We start from the raw sequence: 21,541 nt of genomic DNA on the forward strand, positions 1-21,541 counted from the left end.
CCCCCACTCAACTCACCCCAAACTTCACCAGCTTGATCGCCTCGAAGTTCTGCACCCCGCCGCCCACACGCTTCGTCGTGTAAAACAGCACATAGGGCTTCGCCGAATAGGGATCACGCAGCACCCGGACCCCGGTGCGATCGACCACCAGATACCCCGCCCGGAAATCCCCGAAGGCGATCGCCATCGCCCCGGCCGCAATATCCGGCATGTCCTCGGCCTCGGCCACCGGAAAGCCCATCAGCGTCGCCGCCTGCCCGGCCGTTGCCGGGGGCTGCCACATGTAGCGGCCGTCGGCATCCTTCAGCTTGCGCACCGTCGCTTGCGTCTTGCGGTTCATCACGAAATTGGCGTTCTGCCGGTAGCCGGCCTTCAGCGCATAGACGGCATCGACAAGCACATCCGAAGTGCCACTGGAGGCGAAAGCGCCCGCAGCCCCGGTCGGGATGTAGCCGAGATTGCCCCAGCTCCAGCCGCTGTCGGCCACCGCCGTATAGGCGAGAAACCCCTTCGGCCTGTTGGTGCCGTCGCCGGAGACGAAGGCAGTGCCCTCCTGCTCAGCAAAGACGGTATCGACCTCGCCCGAGATCCAGGCCTCGATATCGACGGCTGCGTCGTCGAGCAGCGCCTGGGTCGCCGCCGGCATGGCGTAGAGCTCCATGGTCGGAAAGGTCAGTTCGGCAAGCTGGGCATTGTCCGTCTGCGGCCGTGCCGCCGTTTCCGACACCCAGCCGGATGCCATGCCGGAGGTCGAGAACGGCTTCTTCAGCACCGATCCCGAAACCTGCCGCACCGTCGCCAGCGCCCGGATCGGCGAAACCACCGAAAGCCTGCGGCCGATCTCGGTATCGGTCTCCGGCGGCACCAGATAGCCGCCATCCGCGCCCGTCCCCGATGACATCGCCTTCGCCTCGATCTCGCGCAACACCGCCTCGTCGCCGCGGCGGATATAGTTTTCGAAGGCCGCCTTATGCTCGGCCGTATCAGGCCCGCCGGCGCCGGTACGCCCCAGCGGCGGGCGCGCCTTCTTCAGCACCAGGTGGTCAAGCAGCTTCTTCTGCTCGTCCATGGCGCGGTTGATGCGGTCCATCTTGTCGCGGGTGACGACGTCGTCGGTGAACTTCGCCTCGATCTCGCCAAGGCGCCGGTCGTTGGCCTCCTTGAAAGCCTCGAAGGCCTCCATGAAGTCGTCGAAGGCAGCCGTCATCGTCTCCGGCACCGCCTTGATCTCCGGCGCCGTCTTCGCAGTCATGTCGGTCATATGTCGATCCTATCTGAAGGTTTCGGTCAGCATCGCCCTTGCCGCCCGGCGCATGGCGCGGACGAGCTCGGTCTCCTTGTCGCGGAACCACCGCGCATTCTTGATGTTCTGCACCCGCGCCGAAGGCAGCATCGGAAAGGTGACGATCGAGATTTCCCAGAGATCCGCCTCCAATATCCGCCTGACGCCGCTCTTGGCATCGGTGCGCGCCCGGACCGTCCTGAACCCGATTGACAACCCGTCCAGCGCCCCGTTCCTGATCAGCTGCCGCACCTCGCCGGCGCGTGCGACACCGTCCGCCAAGACGCCCTCGACATAGAGCCCGCGGCTATCCTCACGGATCGTCTTCCAGGCGCCGATCGGCTCGGAAGGATCATGCTGAAACAGCATCCTGACCCCCTCCGCCCCACGCTCGGACAACGACTTGCGAAACGCCCCGCGCTCCACCTGGTCCTTGCCGAGATCGACCTCGCCGAAGACGCTCGCATAACCCGAAAACGTCCCGTCGCGCTTGAGATGGCGCAGTTCCAGATTGGCAAACTTGCGCGTCTCCGCGCCCATGAGCGATGCGGTCATGGTTGGTGCTCCTGATTGTGAAAGTGAAATGTCTGGCGGGGGAGCGGTGGGCGAATAGCGAATAGCGAATAGCGAATAGCGAATAGCGAATAGCGAATAGCGAATAGCGGCGAATGCCGCCCGCCACGGCCGGATCGCAAGCCCAAAAACTATTCGCTATTCGCTACTCGCTCGCCACTGCCGCGCCACCCGCGCCAAAACCCCCAGCACCCACCAGGCGCAGAGGCTGGCCGCAGCCGAGCCGGACAGCATGACTTCGGAAGCAGAAAGACGATCGGCGATCCCCAGCCGCTCCACGAGCCAGATCCCCGTGGGACCGCCGAAGATCAGCCCGCAGGAGAGCCCCGAAAAGAACCGGCTCGCTGCCTCCCGCCTGCTCTTCGGCAAAAGATAGATCAGCGACACCGCCGCCCCCGCCGAAGCCCCCAGCGCCCGGCTGGCCCAGAGCCCGCCATCATTGGAAAAGTCAGCCATCGTCAAACTCCCCTGTGGAGGATGCGCATGCGGATGGCCCACAAAAGCCCACGGCCAATGCGGACCGGCGTCGCCGCCAATCGCGTTTCAACGAATCTTATGAATCGCTTGCAAGACCTTGCTAGAAGGCTGGATCAGCAGCTTCACACGCCGATTCAACGCGTCCGTATCCGGCGGCTCAAAGGCTCCGGATCACATTGCGAAAGGTCAGCGACATCCGCCGCCCGCGAGGCCGCTTCTCGCCGTCGACGACATCGGCCGACCGCGCCGGTATCTCATGCGTCCAGTCATATCGCGCCGCGCCCTCCATCACGAGCAGCGACCCGGGCTCCAGCGTCAGGCTGCAGCGCTCGCCGTCTGCGGCCTGCCGGAACACCATCTCGCAGGCCGAAAGCAGGCTGAGCGAAGCGATCCGGTCCGCGAAACACGGCACGCAATCGACATGCGCACTAATCCCCTGCCCCGGCAGATATTCGTTGGCGATCACCTGATCCGGCAGACGTTCGAAATAACCCTCACCGGCAAGCCGCAGGCAGACACCAGAAAGCCAGTCCGGCAGCGGCCCGAGATAGGCATCGCCGGTCACAGCCCGGGCCCGATAGTCATAGCGGTAACCGAAATGCTGCACCCGCCGCTTCAGTGTCGTGTCCCAGGGACTGGCATCGAGCGCTGCAGCAAGCCATGCGGCCTCTTCGCCGCCGAAAAACTCGGGCACATAGGTCGCGCCAACAGGCAATCGCGCTTGAACCGTCACTCGCCACCCGCCTCGAAGTCACCGTCGCCGTCGATTTCCATGCTCGTATCGTTCTGCCGTCCATGGCGGACTGCAACGATATACACAGCGTGCTCCGTGATACTATAATCGATGACATAGGGTGCAACGACAAACCGGCGCCGGCCGGCGAGCGGCAGAGCGGCCACGCCCGCATTGGGATAAGCACCAAGCGTCCGGATCGCCGCCTGGATCTGGCGCATAACGCTCTCTGCCGCTCGCGCATCGTGCTCGGCGATATAGGCCCGTTCGCGCCGGAGATAGTCGGCAGCATCTTTGGAGATGATGACTTTCATCTAAGCCGCGTCAGGCCTCGATGCCGCGACCAGTTCGTTCATCAGACGCTCGGCATCCTCGAATTCGCCATCGCGGATCTGTGCCTCGCCGTGCAGCACGTCGAGAACATCCTTCCCCTCCGCCTGCAGATAATATTTCAGCGCCCGCACGATCACCCAGCTGCGCGTGCGATCCGTCGCCTTGGCGATCGTCTCGATATCCTTCAGCATGTCCTCGGGAAGGCGCAGGGCGATCGGATCGGAAAGAACAGGCTTCGGCATGGCGGCATCTCCAATTTGTAATACGACGTATAACAAATTACCCCGCGCGCCTCAATCTCAATACCCCACCGCCTCCCGCTTCTCCTCATCCGTCAGAAACCCCGCAGCCCCCACGCGCGCCCACAGCTCCCCGCGCTCGGCCGAGAGCCCCGCCACCTTGTCCAGATCCGGCTCCAGCCTCAGACCATCGCCATAAGCTCCCGCCAGCCAGGCCGAAAGCGAAGCCGCCGTCCGCGTCAGCATCGGCAGCACCGTGAGGCGGTAGAAAGCCCGGTTGGCCTCCTGATAGTTGGCAAAGGTATTGTCGCCGGGAATGCCGAGCAACATCGGCGGCACGCCGAAGGCGAGCGCGATGTCGCGAGCCGCACCATTGCGGGCCTCGACGAAATCCATGTCCTTCGGCGACAGGCCCATCGCCTTCCAGTCCAGCCCGCCTTCCAGGAGAAGCGGCCGCCCGGCGCGCATCGGCCCGGAATAACCGTCATCAAGCTCCTGGCGCAGCCGCTCATATTGATCGGGCGAAAGATTGCCGCCCTCCTTCGGCTGATAGACAAGCGCTCCAGAAGGACGGGCCGAATTGTCGAGCAGCGCCTTGTTCCAGGTCGCCGCCGCATTGGAGAGATCGAGCGCCACCTGCGCAGCCGCCAGCGGCGGAAAACCCAGATGATCATCGAGCGGATGAAAGAGCTTCAGGTGAAGCAGCGCCATCCCCTCGGCCTCCGCCGCAAACCGCCGGACCGATCCGCCGGCTCTGTAGTCGTAAGCCTCCGGCCACCCGTCCCGCCCCTCGACGACGCTGATCCTGTCGGGTCTCAGCAGATGCAGCTCGCGCAGCGCCGCCCCCACCATCAGCGGCTCGAGATAGGCATTGCCGGAGAGCAGCAGATGCCCGTAGAGCGCCTCGAAAAAGTCAGGCCCGCCCATCCGCCCATTCGGCTGGCGCAGCAGTGCCGCCGCCGGATGCTCCGGCCGCTCCCGCTCGCCCTCGTAGATCAGAAACGGCACGCATGCCGCCGCTTCCGACACCAGCCTGACACAGCGATGCGCCACCGGGTTCTTCATGAACCCCTCGCGCGACAACGCCGCATAAGACCGCCCCGTCCAGCTCGCCTGCCCCTGCGCCGCCAGCGACAGAAACCCCGAAGCCGCCTTCTTTTCGGACACGGCATTACGGCCCGCCGTGAAGCCCCACGGCAGGAAAGACCGGATGTTCATGATGATGTCCCTTGTTGGAAAGGTTAGCGCTCCAACGGCTCCCCCTTCTCCCCAGCGGGGAGAAGATGCCCGGCAGGGCAGATGAGGGGGACGGCGAGCGTAGCGAAACGTGCCTTGAGCGGCAAGCGAAAGGCCCCGTCACATCTGGAGCCCCCCTCATCCGCCCTTCGGGCACCTTCTCCCCGCTGGGGAGAAGGGAAGATCAACCCATCGGCACCTTCACCGCCCGCGCGCTATCGAAATCCGCCGCCACCCGCGTGTCGCGCAGCGGCCTCACCGTGTTTGTCGAAAGCTCGTAATCCGGATGCGCCTTGTAGGCCGCCAGTGCCGCCTCGTCGGCAAACTCGCCATAGACGACGAAATCAACAGCGTTGCCCCATTGATCGGTCTTGACGTTCTCGCCGATCTCCAGCGTCAGCGCATGCGGGATGCCTGTCAGCACCGACAGGCCCTTGCGCACCGCCTCGCGGTTTTCTTCCGGCACAGTGAAGAAAACGATATGGCGGATCACGGGGCGCACTCCTTGCTCGGTCTTTAAGAGAGCCGGGCGATAACACGCGAAAGGCAGGCCTTCAACCGCTGCCAGAGGCCGCCGGGTTCCGCGCGGCGCAAGGCCGCATCGAAAAGCCTGCCGTAATCGCCGAGCTTTTCCGCCCGGTCTGTACCGTTGACGATGCGCCTGGCGTTCACCCAGTCGTCCTTTTCGCCGTTCAGATGGTCGGCCAGCCGGTGCCTGGTAAAGCTGCCTGCGATCATCCCCTCGACGAGGATCTGCACCGCCGCCGCCATCTCCATCGCCCGGTCGGGCGCGGCCACCAGATCGATGCCGGTCAAAAGGCTCATCGCCTCGTAGTTCCGCTTGTGCGTCAGCTGCACCAGCCCGCGCCCCAGCCAGCTCTTGCCGTCCTCGTCGGGCAGCCAGTAGACCGTCTTGACCCAGGACAGCTTGCCAGCCGCATGGGCCCGGTCGAGAATTTCGATCGCCTTTTCGTCGCTTCCGGCCAGCGTCTCGCGCACCGGCTGCATCGTGTAGGCGGTCTCGTGAAAGGCGGTTGCCAGGATATAGGCCAGCCAGCGCCGGTCGTCGTCCGCATGGCGCGCCTGCCAATAGTCGAGGATTGCGCTCATGCCCTCTACCTGCGGCTGCTGCAGCGTGCCCTTAAACAGGCTGGCGCGCACCTCGTCGAAGAAAATCCTGCGGTCCATGTGGATAACCCTGAAAATCGTCCCGGCCCTAATCGATTAAAATAATTTCAATCGTTTAAAGCGTTTAAGCCCCTGATTTACAGCCCATTTGAGCTGTGTCATGCATTCCTCATATTGCCTGTGCAGCCGGAGAGGAGACCGATGCAGACGCCCGCCAACACCCAGACCACCATTCCCCAGCACCTCGTCGACCAGATGGAAAACGAGTGGCGCCAGATCCGGCCGACTCGCGAGCCACCGCGTCCGGCCGAGCCGCCGAAGCAGCGATAAACCGCCGCGGCGCGAAAGGCGAGCGGCGAAGCGTCATATACCCCTGACCCGCGGTTCGCCGCCGCCTTCGAGCATCAGCGCCGTCAGCGCCCAGACCAGCGCATCCAGCCGGTCGGGCGAGCGGCCGTTCGAAAGCCCATCCGGGCCGAAATCACACATCTGGTCCTCCAGCGCCGTAAAGCGCCCGGCATGGGCAACCCGCCCCTGCTCGTAGAGGGCCGCCACCGGCTCCGCCCGCAAAAACTTTCCACGCGTCGCGCGCACCGTCGAAACCGGCAGTGAGGCATCGATGCTGCGCAGCATGGCGCAAACCATATCGCCGCCTTGGTTGATCTCGGCGATCACCCGGTCGGCGCCGAAGCGCTGATAGGCGCGTACCACGGCGCCCGCCCAGCCCGCCGGGCTCTGCCCCTCGACCGAGCAATCCGCCAGCACCACCGCCCGCCCCGACGCCTCGATCCCGGCCACAACAATGCCGCAGCAGGAGGCGGGACCGGCAGCCGCCGGCGGATCGACCGCGACGACGATGCGCCGCAGCGTCCCGGTAAATCGGATCACCAGCGCCTCGATCTGCCCGCGCTTCCACAGCCCGTCGTCGCGGTCCTCGATCAGCTCGCCATCAAGCTCCTGGCGCCCCAGTCGCGTGCCGCCATAGCGCGCCGAGAGGGCATCGATGAAACCCGACGCCAGATTGGCGCGATTGGCAAGCGTGCTGATCCGCACGACCCGCGTCCCCTCGTCCGCAATCAACGCCTTCAACAGCGGCACCGGCCGCGGCGTCGTCGTCACCAGCTGCCGTGGTGCTGCGCCCAGCCGCAGGCCGAACTGCAGCATGTCGAAGGTCTCCTGCCCGTGCTTCCATTTCGCCAGCTCGTCGCACCAGGCCATGTGAAACTGCGGCCCGCGCAAACTCTCCGGATCTTCCGAAGAAAACACCTGCGCCACCGCGCCATTCGGCCAGACCAGCCGGCGCCTCGAAATCTCGAATTCCGGCCGGTTTCGCCGGGCGATCCTGCAGATCCCGGAGATACCGTCGATCATCACCTCGCGCGCATCGCCGAGCGTCTCCGCCACTAGCGCGATCCGCAAATCCGAGCGCTGCCCGGCACTCGCCAGCGCATGCACCCATTCGGCACCAGCCCGCGTCTTGCCGGAACCGCGCCCGCCAAGCAGCAGCCACGTCCGCCAATCCCCCTCAGGCGCCATCTGCTCCAGCCGCCCCGTCAGCTGCCAATCCCTGAGTGCAGCGGGAAAGCCCGATATCAGCCGCTCGCCGATGCAATCGAGTTTCTGCAGCGCCGAAAGACCGGCATCGAGTACCATCGGCCAGGTCTCCATTTTTGCGGCTACAGCACCGTCAGAACCGCCCGAGGAAGCCTCTGCCGTGGTCACCGCGCGGTACGCAGGCATCTCCGCATTGCCGCTCACACCGGCAGCCGCCCGCCGCCCGGCACCAATAGTCTCCCGCGCTGCCTCATGCTCCGCGCCGAGCATCACCAAGCCGCGGTGCAGCCGCTCGGCCGCCGACAACACCTCGGCCATCGCCACCTTCAGTCGCTTTTCCTCCGCCCGGCGTTTCTGCCGCGCCGAGGCCATCCGCACCGTCTGCCCTGGCCGCGGAAATCCCGTCATCCCGGTTCGCCTCCCCGCCCGCCTGCAATTCCTTCATCCTGGCGGCAACGATCACAGCCGCCTTCTCCTCGGCGCGCTGCTCGATGATCTCCAGCAGCTGACCCTTCGCCATCGCATAGCCTTCGGCCTGCTCGCGCCCTTCCATCTCGATTTCCCGGTCGCGGGAAAGCTGGCGCTGCAGCTGGTCGATCTTCTCCAGCGTACGGACGATCAACCCCATGGCATCGACCGCCGCCTTCAGATCCGCCCGCGCCAGCTTGCCCGCCGCCTCGTCGCCACCGTCAGCGGCAATTTCGGCGCCCCTGCGCAGCTCGACGAAGGCGGCAAACTGCTCCCGCATCTCCGCCGTCATCTGGTTCAGCATCACCCGGAGCTCATCGCCCGGCAGCACCTCCGACTTGGTCTCCAGCCGATAGGCGGCCACCGCGTCACGCACCCGCTCATCGCTCCAGCCGCCGCTCTCCAGAGACTGTGCGCCCGGATAGACACACCTCTCCGGCCAGAAGCCGCAAAGCTCCGCCACAACACCCTCACCGATCATCGAAAATCTCCGCCCCGCTCAAACTGCGGACATAAAAGACCGGACCAAATGCCCAGTCTCATAGCTGAAGGCGAATCCCACCCGCCTCCCTCATTCCTGTGCTCGTCACAGGAATCCAGCCACCGCGCGTCGGCGCGGTGAATGACTCTTCGCCTTAAAAAGAAAGGTTTCCCGCGACCCGAGACCGGGTCGCACTGGATTCCTGTGACATCCCGTGGGCAAAGCCCTAAGGCCACAGGAATGGGGGAGCGGCAGGCGTCGCCAATTCACTGGACAACCCCGAGCGTCGCAACCACGAAAGCCTGCTGCGTCACCGCAGCCGCAACTTTCCGATTATGCCATAACCCTACCAAACGACCGTCACGCCGTCAAGGATTATTTTCCTACAATCTGAAATAATCTCAAAATTCAAAATCACGCAAAAGCTTCATTATGCAATTCTAATATATTGATTTCATTACCTAATCCCTCATCTTAACCACTTTCCTGAACCCTTCCTCAACCTCCCCCGGCGCCAACTGAACAGAACCCTATTCAGGCGGCACCATCATGAGCGGCATCCACATCCGGCTTGCGGAAATAATCGAAGCGCTCAGCAAGGCCCTCGATCTGACGGAGGGGCAGCCGCCCGGCCATTGCATCCGCGCCTGCTATATCGGCACCCATATCGGCCGCGAACTCGGCCTGCCCGACAGCGCCCTGCAGGATCTCTATTACACGCTGCTCCTGAAAGACCTTGGTTGCAGCAGCAATGCGGCGCGCATCTGCGAGATCTATCTGGCCGACGATCTCGCCTTCAAGCGGGACTTCAAGCTCGTCGATGGCAGTCTCGGCCAGGTGCTGCGCTTCGTCATCGGCCATACCGGCATGCAGGCAGGCCTTGCTGAACGTTTCCGCGGTATCCTGAATATCCTGCAGAATGGCGGCGAGATCGTCACCGACCTGATCCAGACGCGCTGCCAGCGCGGCGCCGAGATCGCCCGGATGATGCGGTTCTCCGAAGATGTCGCCAACGGCATCCTTGGCCTCGACGAACACTGGAACGGCGGCGGCCGGCCGATCGGCCTGTCCGGCGGCGAAATCCCGCTGTTCTCGCGCATCGCGCTGCTCTCGCAGATCGCCGATATCTTCCAGGCGAGCGGCGGCCAGGAGGCCTCGAAGACCGAGATCGCCAAACGGTCCGGCACCTGGTTCGATCCCGATCTTTGCGCCGCCTTTGCCCGCGTTGCCGCCCGCCCTGACTTCTGGCAGGTGCTCGCGTCCGATCAGCTGGAAGAGGTCGTGCTGAGCAGCGAGCCCGGCCAGCAGGCAATCATGGCCGACGACAATTATCTCGACGATATCGCCGCCGCCTTCGCCAAGGTCATCGACGCGAAAAGCCCCTATACGTCTGGCCATAGCGATCGCGTCGCGCTGTTCACCGATCTGATCGCCGAGGAAATGGGCATAGATGCCGAAGGCCGCCGCTTCCTGAAGCGCGCCGCCCTGCTCCACGATATCGGCAAGCTCGGCGTGTCCAACTCGGTGCTCGACAAGCCGGGCAAGCTGGAGGGCGAGGAATGGGTGCAGATGAAGCGCCATTCGGAATTTTCCGAGCTCATCCTGTCGCGCATCCATGCCTTTTCGGATGCCGCTGTTATCGGCGGCGCCCATCACGAGCGGCTCGACGGCAAGGGCTATCCGCGCGGGTTGACCGCCGAAGCCATCCCGATGGAAGTGCGCATCGTCTCGACCGCCGATGTCTTCGACGCGCTCACCGCCGACCGCCCCTACCGGTCCGCAATGCCGATTTCGAAGGCGCTGTCGATCCTCTGGGAAGGGGCCGGCCAGAGCCACGATCCCGTCTGTATCGAGGCGCTGGAACGGGCGCTCGACCGCGCCGCCATCGAGAAGAAGGCGGCTGCCTGACCGCCTCGCTTCCGGCCACCACCCCTGCCGTGCTATAATCCGCCATGGACCGGGAACACTTGGCAGCCTTCGCGCTTTCCCTGCCGGAAACGGCCGAAAGCGCCCATATGGGCACACGCGATTTTCGCGTGCGCGGCAAGATTTTCCTGACCTTTCCCGACCAGGATTATTGCGTCGTCCGCCTGACACCCGACCAGCAGAAACTCACCCTCGAAATCGCCCCGGACGAGACGCTTCCTGTCCCCGGCGGCTGGGGCGAACGCGGCTCAACCCGCCTCTACCACATGCTCGCCAGCGATGCGCTGACCGAAGACCTCGTGCGCAAGGCCTGGCGCAACGTGGCGCCGAAGGGGTTGCATGGGCTGCTAGGTGTCTAGGGCTTGCAGCGCGTCATCGTACGCGCTAAATTGGTCATATATGACCACTTGAGGCCATCGAGATGACGACCATCAGCCTTAAAGATGCGAAAGCAGGATTTTCAGACTACGTCGAAGCGGCGCTTCATGGTGAGTTCATCACCATCACCCGCCATGGCAAGCCGACTGCCGTGCTTGTCAGTGTGGAAGCCGCCGAAGTCGCGAAGGCTGCCATGCGGCCGAACCGCCCGAGCTTTTCCGCCTTCCTTCAGACATTCCCGGGCGATGACGCCGTCTTTGAACGCGACAGCAGCCCCTCGCGGGATATCGAGCTTTGAACGGCTATCTGCTGGATACCGATGCCATCTCGCTGCTCTCGCCCGGCCGCCGCGGTCCGCCGCGTTTCAGCCGCTGGCTGGACGCGCAGGATCGCCACGACCGGTTGTTCCTGTCCGCCGTCACCGTCCACGAGGTCGAGCGCGGCATCCATCTGTTGATCGGCAAGGGTGCAACCGCAAAAGCCGATGGCTACCGTGCATGGCTTGCCTCGCTGGAGGAGACGTTCGGCGACAGAATTCTCGCCGTCGATGCCAAAGTTGCCTTGGCCTCCGGCGCGCTGGAGGCAGCCGCCCAGAGAAACGGCCATAACCCGGGAATGGCCGACGCCCTGATCGCCGGAACCGCCAAGCTGCATCAATTGACCGTCGTCACCCGGAATACCAGGCACTTCTCAGCCTTTCCCGAGATCAACCTGCTCGATCCGCAGGATGCAACCTGACCGTCACCGGTACCCCGCCGCATCCGCCGATTTCCCCGTTTCCACCACCTCGTCCATATACCGCCAGCAATCCGGCCGCGATCCATCCACATCATCGAAGCCATAGACCTTCGCCAGCCCGCCGCTCGACAGCGACTGTCCGTTGAACCGCGCCTTGTCGCTATCGGCAGCCAGGGCCGCCACTGCGCGCCCCACGAAACGTGGGGTTTCGGAGATGACGAAATGCGGCGGCGCGATTGTACTTTCCCGCCAGGTCTCCTCGGTCACCCCGAAAATCTCCAGCATCATCTCGGAGCGCATCCAGCCGGGCGTCAGCGAAACCGCGGTGCAGCCGTGCTTTTCCAGGTCCTTGGCATGCGCCCAGGCCATGCGGATCACGCCTGTCTTGACGAGGTCGTAATAGGGGTTCAGCCGGTAATGCGCGGCGTTGTACTCGGCCGTGCCGTCGGTCATCTCCACCAGCAGTCCGCCCGGCCTTTCGATCAGCAGCGGCAGGGCGTAATGGGCAGTGATGAAATGCGTGTCGATCGCCAGCCGCAGCATGCGCAGGCCGTTTTCCAGCGAGTGTTCCCAGACCGGCTTGTCCCATTCCGTCAGGTTCTCGCCGCCCCAGATATCGTTGACGAGAATATCCAGCCTGCCCTCGTCCGTGCGGATCCGCCCCACCAGCGCCTCAACCTCAGACGCCACCAGATGATCGACGCGCAGCGCGATCCCCCGGCCGCCCGCTGCCGTCACCATCTCCGCCGTCTCCTCGATCGTCTCCGGCCGGTCGTATTCCGAGCGCTGCTTTCGTGTCGAGCGGCCGGTCACATAGACGGTCGCCCCGGCAGCACCAAGCTCGACGGCAATCCCCCGCCCGGCGCCGCGCGTTCCGCCGGCCACCAGCGCCACCTTTCCTGTCAGATCCGCTGTCATAACCAAATCCTCCACGCTAGAACCAAAATCCGCCCGCATCTCCCAGCGGACAATTGATTATAAACGAACGTTCGTTCATATTGAGGGCGAACGCAAGAGGAAATGCAATGCCGCGCACGCGCACTCTTCAGGACGAGCAGCTTCTGGAGATGGTTCTCGCCCTCATCCATGCCGAGGGGCCGGATGCGGCCAGCTTCGGCGCGGTGGCGAAGGTCAGCGGCCTCTCCGGCTCCACCCTCGTCCAGCGCTTCGGCACGAAGGCGGCGATGCTGCGGGCGGCACTCATGCATGCCTGGGATGGGCTGGATGCCGAAACCGCAAAGCTTGCCGCGTCTTCGGAAAAGTCCCCTGACGGCGCCGTCGCCCTGCTCGCCGGCCTGTCGCAGGATTACGGCGAGGACGCTGCCGCCTATGCCCAAGGCCTCCTCGTGCTGCGCGAAGATTTCCGCGATCCGCTGCTCCGTGCCCGGGGTGCAGCCTGGGCCAAGGCGCTGGCGGAGGCACTCGCCGAATGCCTCTCCGCCTCGCCGGATCCCGCAACCTCGGCCCGGCTGATGCTGTCGCAATGGCAGGGCTCGCTGCTCTGGTGGGGCTTCACCGCCGAAGGCCGTGCCGCCGATTATGTGGAGCGGGAGCTGCGGCTGTTTCTCGGCGCGCTTGATCTGAAGGCCCCAGCCTGATCGTCACATTCCGCCTGCCGCATCGGCACGGCGCGCGCCGGCAAACCGCGCCACTCCGGCAATGGCGATGGCGGCGATGACCAGGCCTGCCGCGACGGCAAATGTTAGCCGCATGCCTGTTGCAATGGCATCCGGCGCCGCCGCCGCGGCATCCGCACCGCCAAGCGCTGCGGCAAAGATCGCCCCCATCACCGATGCGCCGGTGATCAGGCCGAGATTGCGCGAGAGACCCAGCATGCCGGAGATGACGCCACGCTGCCCCGCCGCCACGCCGGTCATCACCATCGTGTTGTTGGCCGCCTGAAACAGCTGATAGCCCGGCGTCAGCACCGCGATCCCGGCAATGTAGCCGGCAAGACCCGGCAGAGCGCAGAGCGTCAGTGCCCCGGCTGCCATCGCCGCCAGCCCTGCTATCACCATGTTTCCGGCACCGAAGCGATCGACGATCCGCCCGGCCAGAATGCCGCTCACCGTCGAGATCAGCGGGCCGATCGACATGACCGCCCCCGTCATCGCCGTATCGAGCCCCAGGCCGCGCGACAGGTAGAACGGCCCGACCACCAGCGTCGTCATCATCACCGTCGCCACGCAGAGATTGATCGCAAGGCTCGGCGCCAGCACCGGATCGCGCAGCATCACTGGCCGAAACAGCGGCGACGTTACTCTCGCTTCGGCCAACAGGAACGCCCCCGTTCCAGCCGCGGCCGCCGCCAGTAGACCGGCCTGCAACATGCCGAAGCTGCCGCGGCCGATGGTCATCGCCAGCGCATAGGCAACCAGCACCAGTGCCAGAAGCAACGTACCGGCCAGATCGAAGCCCTGGCGCGGCGCCGGATTGCTCTTCTCCCCGTCCCGCAGGCAATGGCGGGCGAGCAGGAAGGCGACCAAGCCTAGCGGCACGGTGACGACGAAGATCGCCCGCCAGCCGGCCAGCGCAATCAGCGCGCCGCCAAGCGAAGGGCCGAGCGCCGTCCCGATCGCCGACATGGTCCCGAGCAGCCCCATCGCCCGGCCGGTCTTTTCCTTCGGCACCGCCTCGCCCACCATGGCGATTGCAAGCGCCATCATCACCGCTGCGCCCAGCCCCTGCAGCATCCGGGCGGCGATCAGAACCCAGAGCGCCGGCGCCAGTCCGCAAAGCGCCGATGCGGCGGTGAAAAGCAGGATGCCCGCCATCAGCAGGCGGCGCCGCCCGATCAGGTCGCCGAGCCGTCCGGCGCTGACGATCAGCGCCGTCATCGCCAGCAGATAGGCGATCACCACCCACTGAACCTGCTGGAAACTGGCTGAAAACGCCGACGCCAGCACCGGCAGGYCGACATTGGCAATGCTGGTGCCGAGCGAGGACAAAAGCAGCGCGAGCGACAGGCTCGCCAGCGCTCCCCGCACCGGCCGCGCCGCGATTGGCGCCGCATCGGAGGTGGCGGGTCGAAGGGGGATGGTCATGCGAAGCACTCCGTTCTCAAATGCTCATGAAGAGCAACCGAGAGAAGCCTAGTGCCACCAGATGTGTGGCGGAATGCGCATCATTTGCATTTCATTCGTGCACAAAACGCCATATCATCGCGATCGCCAACCGGAGGCACCATGACCAAGCCTGATCTCAACCTCCTCTATACGCTCGATGTTCTGCTGGCCGAAGGCAGCGTGGCGCGTGCCGCCCGGCGGCTGCGGCTCAGCCCTTCGGCGATGAGCCGGGCGCTGGCGCGGCTTCGCGAAACCGTCGGTGATCCGCTTCTCGTGCGCGCCGGGCGCGGTCTGGTGCCGACGCCGCGGGCGCTCGAGCTGCGCGAGCGGGTCAGCCATCTGCGTGAAGAGGCCGAGACGCTGCTGCGGCCGGCCGAAGCCTTCGACCTGTCGCAGCTCAAGCGCACCTTCGTGCTGCGTAACCGCGATGGTTTCGTCGAGAATTTCGGCCCGGCCCTGATCCGCCTCGCCGCAGAGCGCGCGCCCGGCGTCCGGCTGCGCTTCCTGCCGAAGCAGGACAAGGACAGCGCCTCCCTGCGCGGTGGCGAGGCCGATCTCGAAACCGGCGTCATCGGCGAGACGACCGGCCCGGAAATCCGCGCCCAGGCATTGTTTCACGATCGCTTCATCGGCGTCGTCGGGGCGGATCACCCGCTTGCGAAAGGTGCGATGACCGCCGCCCGCTATACGGCAGGCCGCCATATCCAGATTTCCCGCCGCGGGCTGGAGGGCGGACCGGTCGATACGGCGCTCCGGGCGACCGGGCTGGCACGCGAGATCGTCACCGCCGTCGGCAGCTTTTCCGAAGCACTGGCACTGGCGCGCGCCTCGGATCTGATCGCCAGCGTGCCCGAGCGCTATACCGGCAACCTGCGCGCCGGTCTCCACAGCTTCGCGCTTCCCTTCGCAGCGCCGGAGATCACCATCTCGCTGCTCTGGCATCCCAGGATGGATGCCGATCCGGCGCATCGCTGGCTGCGCGGCTGCGTTCGCGAGATCTGCGCCTGACGGCGACACATGCCCAAATTTATCTAGGGTCTCCTGCGAGTTCTTATCGTTTGTGACGATGCGCCCGGCCGCGCTATCGACCGCGTGCCGGCCCATTTTGCCGGCGCATATCAAGGAGCGCCCCGTGAATATGAGACACTGCCTTATTGTACTTTCCCTATCGGCAACCCCGCTTCATGCCGCGGAATTGACGGACAAAGCCTTTCAGACGCTGGCAGACGACGCTTTCCAGCCCATCATCAAGCAATTTGATATTCCTGGGCTCGCCATCGGCGTTTCGGTCAACGGAAAGCAGTTCTATTACAGCTATGGCGAGGCCTCGCGCGAGGCGAAGACGCCAGTCACGCCTGATACGATCTTCGAGCTCGGCTCGGTCAGTAAAATTTTTAATGTGACGCTGGCAGCGCTCGCCGAACAGCGCGGTGTAGTTTCGCTTTCGCAACCTGTTTCCACCTATCTGCCGGAGCTGAAGGGCAGCGCTTTCGACAAGATCACCCTCGTCAATCTCGCCACCCACACATCAGGCGGCCTGCCGCTGCAGGTTCCTGACAACGTCACCAACGACGCGGAGCTGACGGCCTATCTCAAGAGCTGGAAGCCACCCTATAAGCCGGGCACGATGCGCTCCTATTCGAATGTCAGCATCGGCCTGCTCGGCCGCATCGCCGGCCAGCGTCTCGAAGGCAGCTACAGGCAGGCGGCGGAAAAAGACCTCTTCCCGGCGCTCGGCCTGAAGAGCACCTTCATCTCTGTTCCCGAAACCGCCGCAGACCGCTACGCCTTCGGCTACTCCAAGGATAACCGCCCGATCCGCGTTAACCCGGGCGTTCTCGACGAGGAAGCCTACGGCATCAAATCGACGCCGCGCGACATGCTGCACATGCTCGAACTGAACCTTGATCAGGCCGCCCTCGCCCCTGATCTCGCCGCGGCGATCCGCAAGACCCATACCGGCTATTTCGAAACCGCCTCGTTCACGCAGGACATGATCTGGGAGCAATATCCGTGGCCGGTGAAGCTCGACCGTCTCTTGGCAGGCAATGCCCCTGAGATGGTCATGAACAGCCAGCCGGTGAAGCAACTGGCAAAGCCGCTTGAGCCCCAAAACGCTGTCCTGCTCAACAAGACAGGCGCAACCAACGGCTTCGGCACCTATGTCATGCTGGTCCCCAAGACCCGGACGGCGCTCGTGGTGATCGCCAACCGCAACTATCCCAACACGGCGCGCGCAGAAGCGGGGCTGAAACTGCTCGAAGCGCTAAAGCCTTATACGGCCAAATAGAAAAGCGGTGCGGCCGGAGCCTATTCCGGCCGCTCCTTTGCCGTCTCGCCCACCGTCAGCGGCCAGTCCACCACGTAATCCTCCAGCGCCTCGGGATCGATCTCCGTCTCGCTGATCGTCCGCCCCCTGGCGGAGATGCCGGCCTGGTGCACGGTCTCGGGGTCGCCCGAGACCAGCGGGTGCCACCAGTAGAGGTCGTCGCCCTCGTTGATCAGCCGGTAGCCGCAGGTCGGCGGCAGCCAGGCGATCTCAGGAACGTTTTCCTTGGTGAGCTGCACGCAATCGGGCACGAAGTCCCAGCGCTTCTCATAGTTCGAGCACCGACAGCTCTCGCCATCCAGAAGCTTGCAGGCAACCGAGGTGAAGTAGATGTCGCCCGAGTCCCACTCCTCGAGCTTGTTGAGACAACAGAGGCCGCATCCGTCGCAGATGCTTTCCCATTCTGCCTTCGTCATCTCGGGTAGCGTCTTGCGCTTCCAGAAGGGTGTGTCTTCCATCATTTCGTTTCTGCAACAGCGGCCCCGCAAATTCGCGTGAGGCAGGCTGCGTCTCTTGTTATCACCGGGCAAATCAATCAAACATTCAGCATGCTTCGTTTATCGAAGAGCGCAATGCCGAATGAGGCTGTTGCTCTGACGCCTGGGGGGCCAGCCGTCAAGCGCGATCGGGCGGGAAGTGAAGAACGTGCAGGATCCTGATACTCCGGAAAAGAAGCCGAAGAAGAGCAGGCACCTTCTGCTGAAGATCGATTCCTGGATCGATTCGACGGTCTGGAACGCCGGTTTCCGCTCTGCCGAAATATGGGAAGACATCACCATCTTCTTCCGCCGCTTCCGCGTTCGCGGCTGGAAGCGCATCGTCTTCGAACTCGGCGGCGAAGGCCTGACGCTCGGCTCCGTCGGCGCCGTGCTGATGCTGGCGCTGGCCCAGCCCGCCTTCGAGGCGACCAAGGAAGACTGGCGCAACCGCGGCGATTTCGCCGTCACCTTCACCGACCGCTACGGCAATGTCATCGGCCATCGCGGCGTCATCCACCAGAACTCGGTGCCGATCGACGAGCTGCCCGACAGCCTGATCAAGTCGGTGCTGGCGACCGAAGACCGCCGCTTCTTCGACCATTTCGGCATCGACGTCATCGGCCTGTTCCGCGCGCTGGTCACCAATGCGCAGGCCGGCGAAGTCGTCCAGGGCGGCTCGACGCTGACGCAGCAGCTGGCGAAGAACCTGTTCCTCTCCAACGAGCGCTCGATCGACCGCAAGATCACCGAAGCCTTCCTGGCGCTGTGGCTGGAGGCCAATCTCTCCAAGAAGGAAATCCTCTCCACCTATCTCGACCGCGCCTATATGGGCGGCGGTACGTTCGGTGCAGCGGCGGCCTCGCAATTCTATTTCGGCAAGAGCATCACCGATGTGAACCTCGCCGAAAGCGCCATGCTCGCCGGTCTCTTCAAGGCGCCGGCGAAATACGCCCCGCATGTCAACCTTCCGGCGGCGCGCGCCCGTGCCAACGAGGTGCTGACCAATCTCGTGCAGAGCGGGCTGATGACCGAGGGACAGGTGATTGCAGCGCGGCGCAATCCGGCCACCGCCATCGACCGCAACGAGCAGGAGGCGCCCGATTTCTTCCTCGACTGGGCCTTCGACGAGGTGCAGCGGCTGGCCTCGCGCTTCCACCAGCATTCGCTGGTTGTGCGCACCACCATCGACATGGGCATCCAGCAGGCGGCCGAGGATTCGGTCGAGACGTCGCTGCGCGAATATGGCGAGAGCTATCATGCCAAGCAGGGCGCGATGGTGATGATCGAAAACGGCGGCGCCGTGCGCGCCATGGTCGGCGGCCGGGATTATGGCGAAAGCCAGTTCAACCGGGCCACCAAGGCGCTGCGCCAACCGGGCTCCTCTTTCAAGGTCTACACCTATTCGGTGGCCATGGAGAGCGGCATGACGCCGAAGACGACGATCATCGACGCGCCGATCTCCTGGGGCAACTGGAGCCCGCACAATTACGAAAACCGCTATGCCGGACGGGTGACGCTGGAAACGGCGATCGCCCAGTCGATCAACACCATTCCGGTGCGTCTCGCCAAGGAAAAGCTCGGCATCCAGCCGATCCGCGCCATGGCGAAAGCGATGGGCGTGGAATCGCCGGTGCGTGACGACGTGACGATCCCGATCGGCACCTCGGAGGTGACCGTGCTCGATCAGGCAACGGCCTATGCGGTGTTTCCGGCGGGCGGCTATCAGTCGCGGCGCCACGGCATCACCCAGATCCTCGATTACGACGGCGACGTGCTCTACGACTTCGACCGCGACGAGCCGCCGGCCAAGCGGGTGCTGTCCGAAAAGGCCGATGACGAAATGAACCAGATGCTGAGCCGCATCCCCTATGTCGGCACCGCCCGCAAGGCAGCGCTCGACAACGGCATCGTCACCGCCGGCAAGACGGGGACGACCCAGGCCTATCGCGACGCCTGGTTCGTCGGCTTCACCGGCAATTACACGACCGCCGTCTGGTTCGGCAACGACGACTATACCTCGACCAACAACATGACCGGCGGCTCGCTGCCGGCGATGACCTTCAAGCGCGCCATGGACTACGCCCACCAGGGCGTCGTGCTGCGCGCCATCCCCGGCATCGAAAACCCGCTGCCCTCCCCCAAGGACGCCGCCAAGACCGCCGCCGCCAAACCCGCCGACGGCATACCCCAGCTGGTGCGCCCGCGCATGCTGTCAGCCGAAAGCACGAAGATCCTCAAGGACCTCGGCGAAAAGCTGAAGGACGCGGCGCCGCTGGAAGCGCAGAAGGTGGCGAGTGTGGAGTGAGGGCGTGGCGAAGCGCCAAGGCTGCACCGCCCGCTTTCCTCGTTCCTGTGCTCGTCACAGGAATCCAGTCGAAGTGCGTCCGCGCGGCGGAAGACTCTCGTCAGCGTCCGCCGAAAAGAACCCTCACCGCCCCTCCACCATTCCACCCCGCCAGAATCAATGCTAACCCTTTCACCTGATTTGATCTCAAGGGCCGGCAGTGTTTCGATTCCCGCTATTTATCGCGATTACGCTGATCGTCGCTTTCGGCGGCGGGATCATGGTTTCGCGGTATGCGCTGGATGTGACGCAGGGGTTCGGCGCTATCAAGCTTGGCGCCTGGGAAGCCTTTCCGGAGCTGCAGACGGCTGATGCCGATCCTTACGCGAAATCGCACCGGGCGCGCGCCGGGAAGCTGCTTTATGGCAGCGCCGAGGGGCTGACATTCACGGCTGGTGTCGATGATCACGGCGACCGGCTGAATGCCGGATGCAGCTACCGCATCAGCGGCCAGACGCCGGCAGCGCGCCTCTGGACGCTCTATACATCAGACAACAGCGGCAACCCCGCCTCGGTTCGCCCCGGCCTGCCGGGCGCGCTGAATTCCTGGACGGTGCTGCGCCAGACCGACAGCAGCTTCGTCATCGACGTTTCCGCCAGCGCCCGGCCCGGCAACTGGCTGGCGCTTCCGGCAGCCGGCACCTTCCGGCTGGTGCTGACGCTGTTCGACACACCGACGGCCGGAAGCTCCGGCGTCATCGATCTCGCCATGCCGAAGCTCGAGAAGACCGGGTGCGGCAATGCTTAGGATCGTCTTTGCCATCATCACCGGCCTGTTCGGCGCCGCCCTTCTGCATCTGGTCATCATCCTGGCGCTGCCGCATTTCACCGGCAAGGATGCCGAGACGCGGGTAATCGCCGAAGGCGATCCGAACAATTTCTATCTGCTGTCATCGACCTATGACGATGCCGGGCTGTCGAACAGCGATCCCTTCGTGCGCACCGCCGTCTGCTCCTTCGATCTGGAGGACGGCCCGGTGCGCTTCACCGCCAAGGGCAGCGTGCCCTTCTGGTCGATCGCCGTTTATGACGGCGCTTCGAACGAGGTGTTCAGCATGAATGACAGGACGTCGGTGGGCGGGGCGCTGGATGTGCTGGCGGCAAGCCCGATCAAGCTGACGGAGCTGCGCAAGGCTTTGCCTGCCGATTTGCAGCAGACCATCCTGGTGGAGATGACCCATAGCGAGGGTTACGCGGTGCTGCGCACGCTTGCCCCGCAGGCAAGCTTCGACGACGCGGCAAAGAACTTTCTGACCGAGGCGGGCTGCGAACCCTACGCCAGCGGCAATTGATATCTCTACTTGCTCTTCACACGCGGCGCGCGTGGCACCGGACGTGGCTTCGGCGCGTCTGTGAGCCGCTCGTAGCGGACCCCGGTGAACAGCAATATCTGAGCCTCGACGGGCTCTTGGTCCTTGCGGCGCGGCTGTTGCGAGCGCCGGTCAGCCAATGCGACTATGGTGGCCATTCTCGTCTCCATGCACTGCCCGAGACGGATGAAGCAAAGCGGATTTCACCCTGCCCGCCTGCGCGGGCCAGCGCGTCCTTCAATACCGTTGCCGGCATCTCCGGGCATTCGCGCCTTTCTCACGGCACCTTTGCGGATATCCGTGATGTGGAATCTTGACGGCCGAACCTTCGAACCGCGCTGTTCCTGTCCGAATTGAGACATAGGATAGTTAACAGTTTCCTAATATTTCAGCACTGCGAAGCCTTGTTGTAAGGCCGTTCAATAAACGCGGCGAGCTGGCTTTTAGTTTCACATGGCAATAAGTCAG

At 64.2% G+C, this 21,541-nt stretch carries 26 protein-coding genes; 11 read left to right on the forward strand and 15 right to left on the reverse strand.

Going from position 1 to position 21,541, the window contains the following annotated elements; translation table 11 throughout:
- Nucleotides 1-7 precede the first annotated feature (7 nt).
- The 9 genes from AC1DJO_RS17130 to AC1DJO_RS17170 form a co-directional block, all read right to left on the reverse strand.
- Entirely contained in the window at nt 8-1,261 is a 1,254-nt protein-coding gene (locus tag AC1DJO_RS17130) for a phage major capsid protein (RefSeq protein ID WP_477971946.1), read from the reverse strand.
- A gap of 9 nt (nt 1,262-1,270) precedes the next feature.
- Entirely contained in the window at nt 1,271-1,837 is a 567-nt protein-coding gene (locus AC1DJO_RS17135; RefSeq protein ID WP_112390960.1) for an HK97 family phage prohead protease, read from the reverse strand.
- Nucleotides 1,838-1,993: 156 nt separating this feature from the next.
- On the reverse strand, nt 1,994-2,311 hold the full coding sequence (locus tag AC1DJO_RS17140) for a DUF6107 family protein (protein WP_477971948.1): 318 nt from the start codon (nt 2,309-2,311) through the stop codon (nt 1,994-1,996).
- A 178-nt stretch (nt 2,312-2,489) separates the two neighbouring features.
- Nucleotides 2,490-3,065 carry an alpha-ketoglutarate-dependent dioxygenase AlkB gene (locus AC1DJO_RS17145; RefSeq protein WP_477971950.1) on the reverse strand — a complete coding sequence of 192 codons (576 nt, stop codon included), beginning with the start codon at nt 3,063-3,065 and terminating at the stop codon, nt 2,490-2,492.
- Nucleotides 3,062-3,379, reverse strand: coding sequence for a type II toxin-antitoxin system RelE/ParE family toxin (locus AC1DJO_RS17150; RefSeq protein WP_477971952.1), 318 nt, complete (start codon nt 3,377-3,379; stop codon nt 3,062-3,064). The genes AC1DJO_RS17145 and AC1DJO_RS17150 overlap by 4 nt, the downstream gene beginning before the upstream one ends.
- Nucleotides 3,380-3,640, reverse strand: coding sequence for a CopG family ribbon-helix-helix protein (locus AC1DJO_RS17155; RefSeq protein ID WP_112390964.1), 261 nt, complete (start codon nt 3,638-3,640; stop codon nt 3,380-3,382).
- Between the two features lie 57 nt (nt 3,641-3,697).
- A complete protein-coding gene (locus tag AC1DJO_RS17160; RefSeq protein ID WP_477971954.1) occupies nt 3,698-4,855 on the reverse strand; it encodes a phage portal protein in 1,158 nt (385 codons plus the stop codon).
- Nucleotides 4,856-5,057: 202 nt separating this feature from the next.
- Nucleotides 5,058-5,366 (reverse strand): Dabb family protein, encoded by a 309-nt coding sequence (locus tag AC1DJO_RS17165; protein ID WP_477971956.1) that lies wholly within the window; start codon nt 5,364-5,366, stop codon nt 5,058-5,060.
- A gap of 23 nt (nt 5,367-5,389) precedes the next feature.
- A complete protein-coding gene (locus AC1DJO_RS17170; RefSeq protein WP_477971958.1) occupies nt 5,390-6,061 on the reverse strand; it encodes a hypothetical protein in 672 nt (223 codons plus the stop codon).
- 141 nt (nt 6,062-6,202) lie between these two features.
- Here AC1DJO_RS17170 and AC1DJO_RS17175 point away from each other — a divergent pair, with 141 nt between their 5' ends.
- A complete protein-coding gene (locus tag AC1DJO_RS17175; protein ID WP_442208846.1) occupies nt 6,203-6,331 on the forward strand; it encodes a hypothetical protein in 129 nt (42 codons plus the stop codon).
- A gap of 33 nt (nt 6,332-6,364) precedes the next feature.
- On the opposite strand, the gene AC1DJO_RS17180 is transcribed toward AC1DJO_RS17175, so the two are convergent.
- A complete protein-coding gene (locus tag AC1DJO_RS17180; RefSeq protein ID WP_477971960.1) occupies nt 6,365-7,873 on the reverse strand; it encodes a DNA-packaging protein in 1,509 nt (502 codons plus the stop codon).
- Nucleotides 7,806-8,504, reverse strand: a complete 699-nt coding sequence (locus AC1DJO_RS17185; protein WP_477971962.1) for a hypothetical protein — start codon at nt 8,502-8,504, stop codon at nt 7,806-7,808. Before AC1DJO_RS17185 ends, AC1DJO_RS17180 begins: the two co-directional genes overlap by 68 nt.
- A gap of 549 nt (nt 8,505-9,053) precedes the next feature.
- Between AC1DJO_RS17185 and AC1DJO_RS17190 the strand changes: the two genes are divergently transcribed.
- From AC1DJO_RS17190 to AC1DJO_RS17205, 4 genes are all read left to right on the forward strand, one after another.
- A complete protein-coding gene (locus tag AC1DJO_RS17190; protein WP_477971964.1) occupies nt 9,054-10,412 on the forward strand; it encodes an HD-GYP domain-containing protein in 1,359 nt (452 codons plus the stop codon).
- Between the two features lie 44 nt (nt 10,413-10,456).
- On the forward strand, nt 10,457-10,789 hold the full coding sequence (locus AC1DJO_RS17195; protein ID WP_477971966.1) for an MmcQ/YjbR family DNA-binding protein: 333 nt from the start codon (nt 10,457-10,459) through the stop codon (nt 10,787-10,789).
- Between the two features lie 62 nt (nt 10,790-10,851).
- Nucleotides 10,852-11,106 (forward strand): type II toxin-antitoxin system Phd/YefM family antitoxin, encoded by a 255-nt coding sequence (locus AC1DJO_RS17200; RefSeq protein WP_477971968.1) that lies wholly within the window; start codon nt 10,852-10,854, stop codon nt 11,104-11,106.
- A complete protein-coding gene (locus tag AC1DJO_RS17205; protein ID WP_477971970.1) occupies nt 11,103-11,546 on the forward strand; it encodes a PIN domain-containing protein in 444 nt (147 codons plus the stop codon). The genes AC1DJO_RS17200 and AC1DJO_RS17205 overlap by 4 nt, the downstream gene beginning before the upstream one ends.
- A gap of 3 nt (nt 11,547-11,549) precedes the next feature.
- Here AC1DJO_RS17205 and AC1DJO_RS17210 read toward each other — a convergent pair whose 3' ends face one another.
- Nucleotides 11,550-12,464: an SDR family oxidoreductase gene (locus AC1DJO_RS17210; RefSeq protein ID WP_477971972.1), complete on the reverse strand. Its 915-nt coding sequence runs from the start codon at nt 12,462-12,464 to the stop codon at nt 11,550-11,552.
- A gap of 107 nt (nt 12,465-12,571) precedes the next feature.
- Between AC1DJO_RS17210 and AC1DJO_RS17215 the strand changes: the two genes are divergently transcribed.
- Nucleotides 12,572-13,144: a TetR family transcriptional regulator gene (locus AC1DJO_RS17215; protein WP_477971974.1), complete on the forward strand. Its 573-nt coding sequence runs from the start codon at nt 12,572-12,574 to the stop codon at nt 13,142-13,144.
- 3 nt (nt 13,145-13,147) lie between these two features.
- On the opposite strand, the gene AC1DJO_RS17220 is transcribed toward AC1DJO_RS17215, so the two are convergent.
- Complete coding sequence (locus AC1DJO_RS17220; protein ID WP_477971976.1) at nt 13,148-14,590, reverse strand: MFS transporter; 1,443 nt, start codon at nt 14,588-14,590, stop codon at nt 13,148-13,150.
- Between the two features lie 141 nt (nt 14,591-14,731).
- On the opposite strand from AC1DJO_RS17220, the gene AC1DJO_RS17225 reads away from it, so the two are divergent.
- Nucleotides 14,732-15,619 (forward strand): LysR family transcriptional regulator, encoded by an 888-nt coding sequence (locus AC1DJO_RS17225; protein WP_477971978.1) that lies wholly within the window; start codon nt 14,732-14,734, stop codon nt 15,617-15,619.
- A 130-nt stretch (nt 15,620-15,749) separates the two neighbouring features.
- Complete coding sequence (ampC, locus tag AC1DJO_RS17230; RefSeq protein ID WP_477972027.1) at nt 15,750-16,901, forward strand: class C beta-lactamase; 1,152 nt, start codon at nt 15,750-15,752, stop codon at nt 16,899-16,901.
- Between the two features lie 20 nt (nt 16,902-16,921).
- Here the strand turns inward: ampC and AC1DJO_RS17235 are convergent, their stop codons facing one another.
- Entirely contained in the window at nt 16,922-17,398 is a 477-nt protein-coding gene (locus tag AC1DJO_RS17235) for a YcgN family cysteine cluster protein (protein ID WP_477972029.1), read from the reverse strand.
- Nucleotides 17,399-17,585: 187 nt separating this feature from the next.
- Between AC1DJO_RS17235 and AC1DJO_RS17240 the strand changes: the two genes are divergently transcribed.
- From AC1DJO_RS17240 to AC1DJO_RS17250, 3 genes are all read left to right on the forward strand, one after another.
- Nucleotides 17,586-19,724, forward strand: coding sequence for a transglycosylase domain-containing protein (locus AC1DJO_RS17240; RefSeq protein WP_310297681.1), 2,139 nt, complete (start codon nt 17,586-17,588; stop codon nt 19,722-19,724).
- Between the two features lie 199 nt (nt 19,725-19,923).
- Nucleotides 19,924-20,511 (forward strand): DUF1214 domain-containing protein, encoded by a 588-nt coding sequence (locus AC1DJO_RS17245; RefSeq protein ID WP_112540528.1) that lies wholly within the window; start codon nt 19,924-19,926, stop codon nt 20,509-20,511.
- The gene (locus AC1DJO_RS17250) at nt 20,504-21,055 is read left to right on the forward strand and encodes a DUF1254 domain-containing protein (RefSeq protein WP_477971980.1); all 552 of its coding nucleotides are present in this window, start codon (nt 20,504-20,506) and stop codon (nt 21,053-21,055) included. The genes AC1DJO_RS17245 and AC1DJO_RS17250 overlap by 8 nt, the downstream gene beginning before the upstream one ends.
- A 5-nt stretch (nt 21,056-21,060) precedes the next feature.
- On the opposite strand, the gene AC1DJO_RS17255 is transcribed toward AC1DJO_RS17250, so the two are convergent.
- Complete coding sequence (locus AC1DJO_RS17255) at nt 21,061-21,231, reverse strand: hypothetical protein (protein WP_310297669.1); 171 nt, start codon at nt 21,229-21,231, stop codon at nt 21,061-21,063.
- Nucleotides 21,232-21,541: the final 310 nt, after the last annotated feature.

It is taken from the genome of Rhizobium sp. 05N430 (genome assembly GCF_056396985.1).

What these genes read in the sequence shown, in the direction of transcription:
- AC1DJO_RS17130 (WP_477971946.1), bottom strand. Translation starts at nt 1,261, where the DNA reads ATGACCGACATGACTGCGAAGACGGCGCCGGAGATCAAGGCGGTGCCG.
- AC1DJO_RS17150 (WP_477971952.1), bottom strand. Translation starts at nt 3,379, where the DNA reads ATGAAAGTCATCATCTCCAAAGATGCTGCCGACTATCTCCGGCGCGAA.
- AC1DJO_RS17185 (WP_477971962.1), bottom strand. Translation starts at nt 8,504, where the DNA reads ATGATCGGTGAGGGTGTTGTGGCGGAGCTTTGCGGCTTCTGGCCGGAG.
- AC1DJO_RS17155 (WP_112390964.1), bottom strand. Translation starts at nt 3,640, where the DNA reads ATGCCGAAGCCTGTTCTTTCCGATCCGATCGCCCTGCGCCTTCCCGAG.
- AC1DJO_RS17180 (WP_477971960.1), bottom strand. Translation starts at nt 7,873, where the DNA reads ATGGCCGAGGTGTTGTCGGCGGCCGAGCGGCTGCACCGCGGCTTGGTG.
- AC1DJO_RS17190 (WP_477971964.1), top strand. Translation starts at nt 9,054, where the DNA reads ATGAGCGGCATCCACATCCGGCTTGCGGAAATAATCGAAGCGCTCAGC.
- AC1DJO_RS17135 (WP_112390960.1), bottom strand. Translation starts at nt 1,837, where the DNA reads ATGACCGCATCGCTCATGGGCGCGGAGACGCGCAAGTTTGCCAATCTG.
- ampC (WP_477972027.1), top strand. Translation starts at nt 15,750, where the DNA reads ATGAGACACTGCCTTATTGTACTTTCCCTATCGGCAACCCCGCTTCAT.
- AC1DJO_RS17200 (WP_477971968.1), top strand. Translation starts at nt 10,852, where the DNA reads ATGACGACCATCAGCCTTAAAGATGCGAAAGCAGGATTTTCAGACTAC.
- AC1DJO_RS17140 (WP_477971948.1), bottom strand. Translation starts at nt 2,311, where the DNA reads ATGGCTGACTTTTCCAATGATGGCGGGCTCTGGGCCAGCCGGGCGCTG.
- AC1DJO_RS17250 (WP_477971980.1), top strand. Translation starts at nt 20,504, where the DNA reads ATGCTTAGGATCGTCTTTGCCATCATCACCGGCCTGTTCGGCGCCGCC.
- AC1DJO_RS17255 (WP_310297669.1), bottom strand. Translation starts at nt 21,231, where the DNA reads ATGGCCACCATAGTCGCATTGGCTGACCGGCGCTCGCAACAGCCGCGC.
- AC1DJO_RS17235 (WP_477972029.1), bottom strand. Translation starts at nt 17,398, where the DNA reads ATGGAAGACACACCCTTCTGGAAGCGCAAGACGCTACCCGAGATGACG.
- AC1DJO_RS17215 (WP_477971974.1), top strand. Translation starts at nt 12,572, where the DNA reads ATGCCGCGCACGCGCACTCTTCAGGACGAGCAGCTTCTGGAGATGGTT.
- AC1DJO_RS17225 (WP_477971978.1), top strand. Translation starts at nt 14,732, where the DNA reads ATGACCAAGCCTGATCTCAACCTCCTCTATACGCTCGATGTTCTGCTG.
- AC1DJO_RS17210 (WP_477971972.1), bottom strand. Translation starts at nt 12,464, where the DNA reads ATGACAGCGGATCTGACAGGAAAGGTGGCGCTGGTGGCCGGCGGAACG.
- AC1DJO_RS17170 (WP_477971958.1), bottom strand. Translation starts at nt 6,061, where the DNA reads ATGGACCGCAGGATTTTCTTCGACGAGGTGCGCGCCAGCCTGTTTAAG.
- AC1DJO_RS17195 (WP_477971966.1), top strand. Translation starts at nt 10,457, where the DNA reads ATGGACCGGGAACACTTGGCAGCCTTCGCGCTTTCCCTGCCGGAAACG.
- AC1DJO_RS17160 (WP_477971954.1), bottom strand. Translation starts at nt 4,855, where the DNA reads ATGAACATCCGGTCTTTCCTGCCGTGGGGCTTCACGGCGGGCCGTAAT.
- AC1DJO_RS17175 (WP_442208846.1), top strand. Translation starts at nt 6,203, where the DNA reads ATGCAGACGCCCGCCAACACCCAGACCACCATTCCCCAGCACCTCGTC.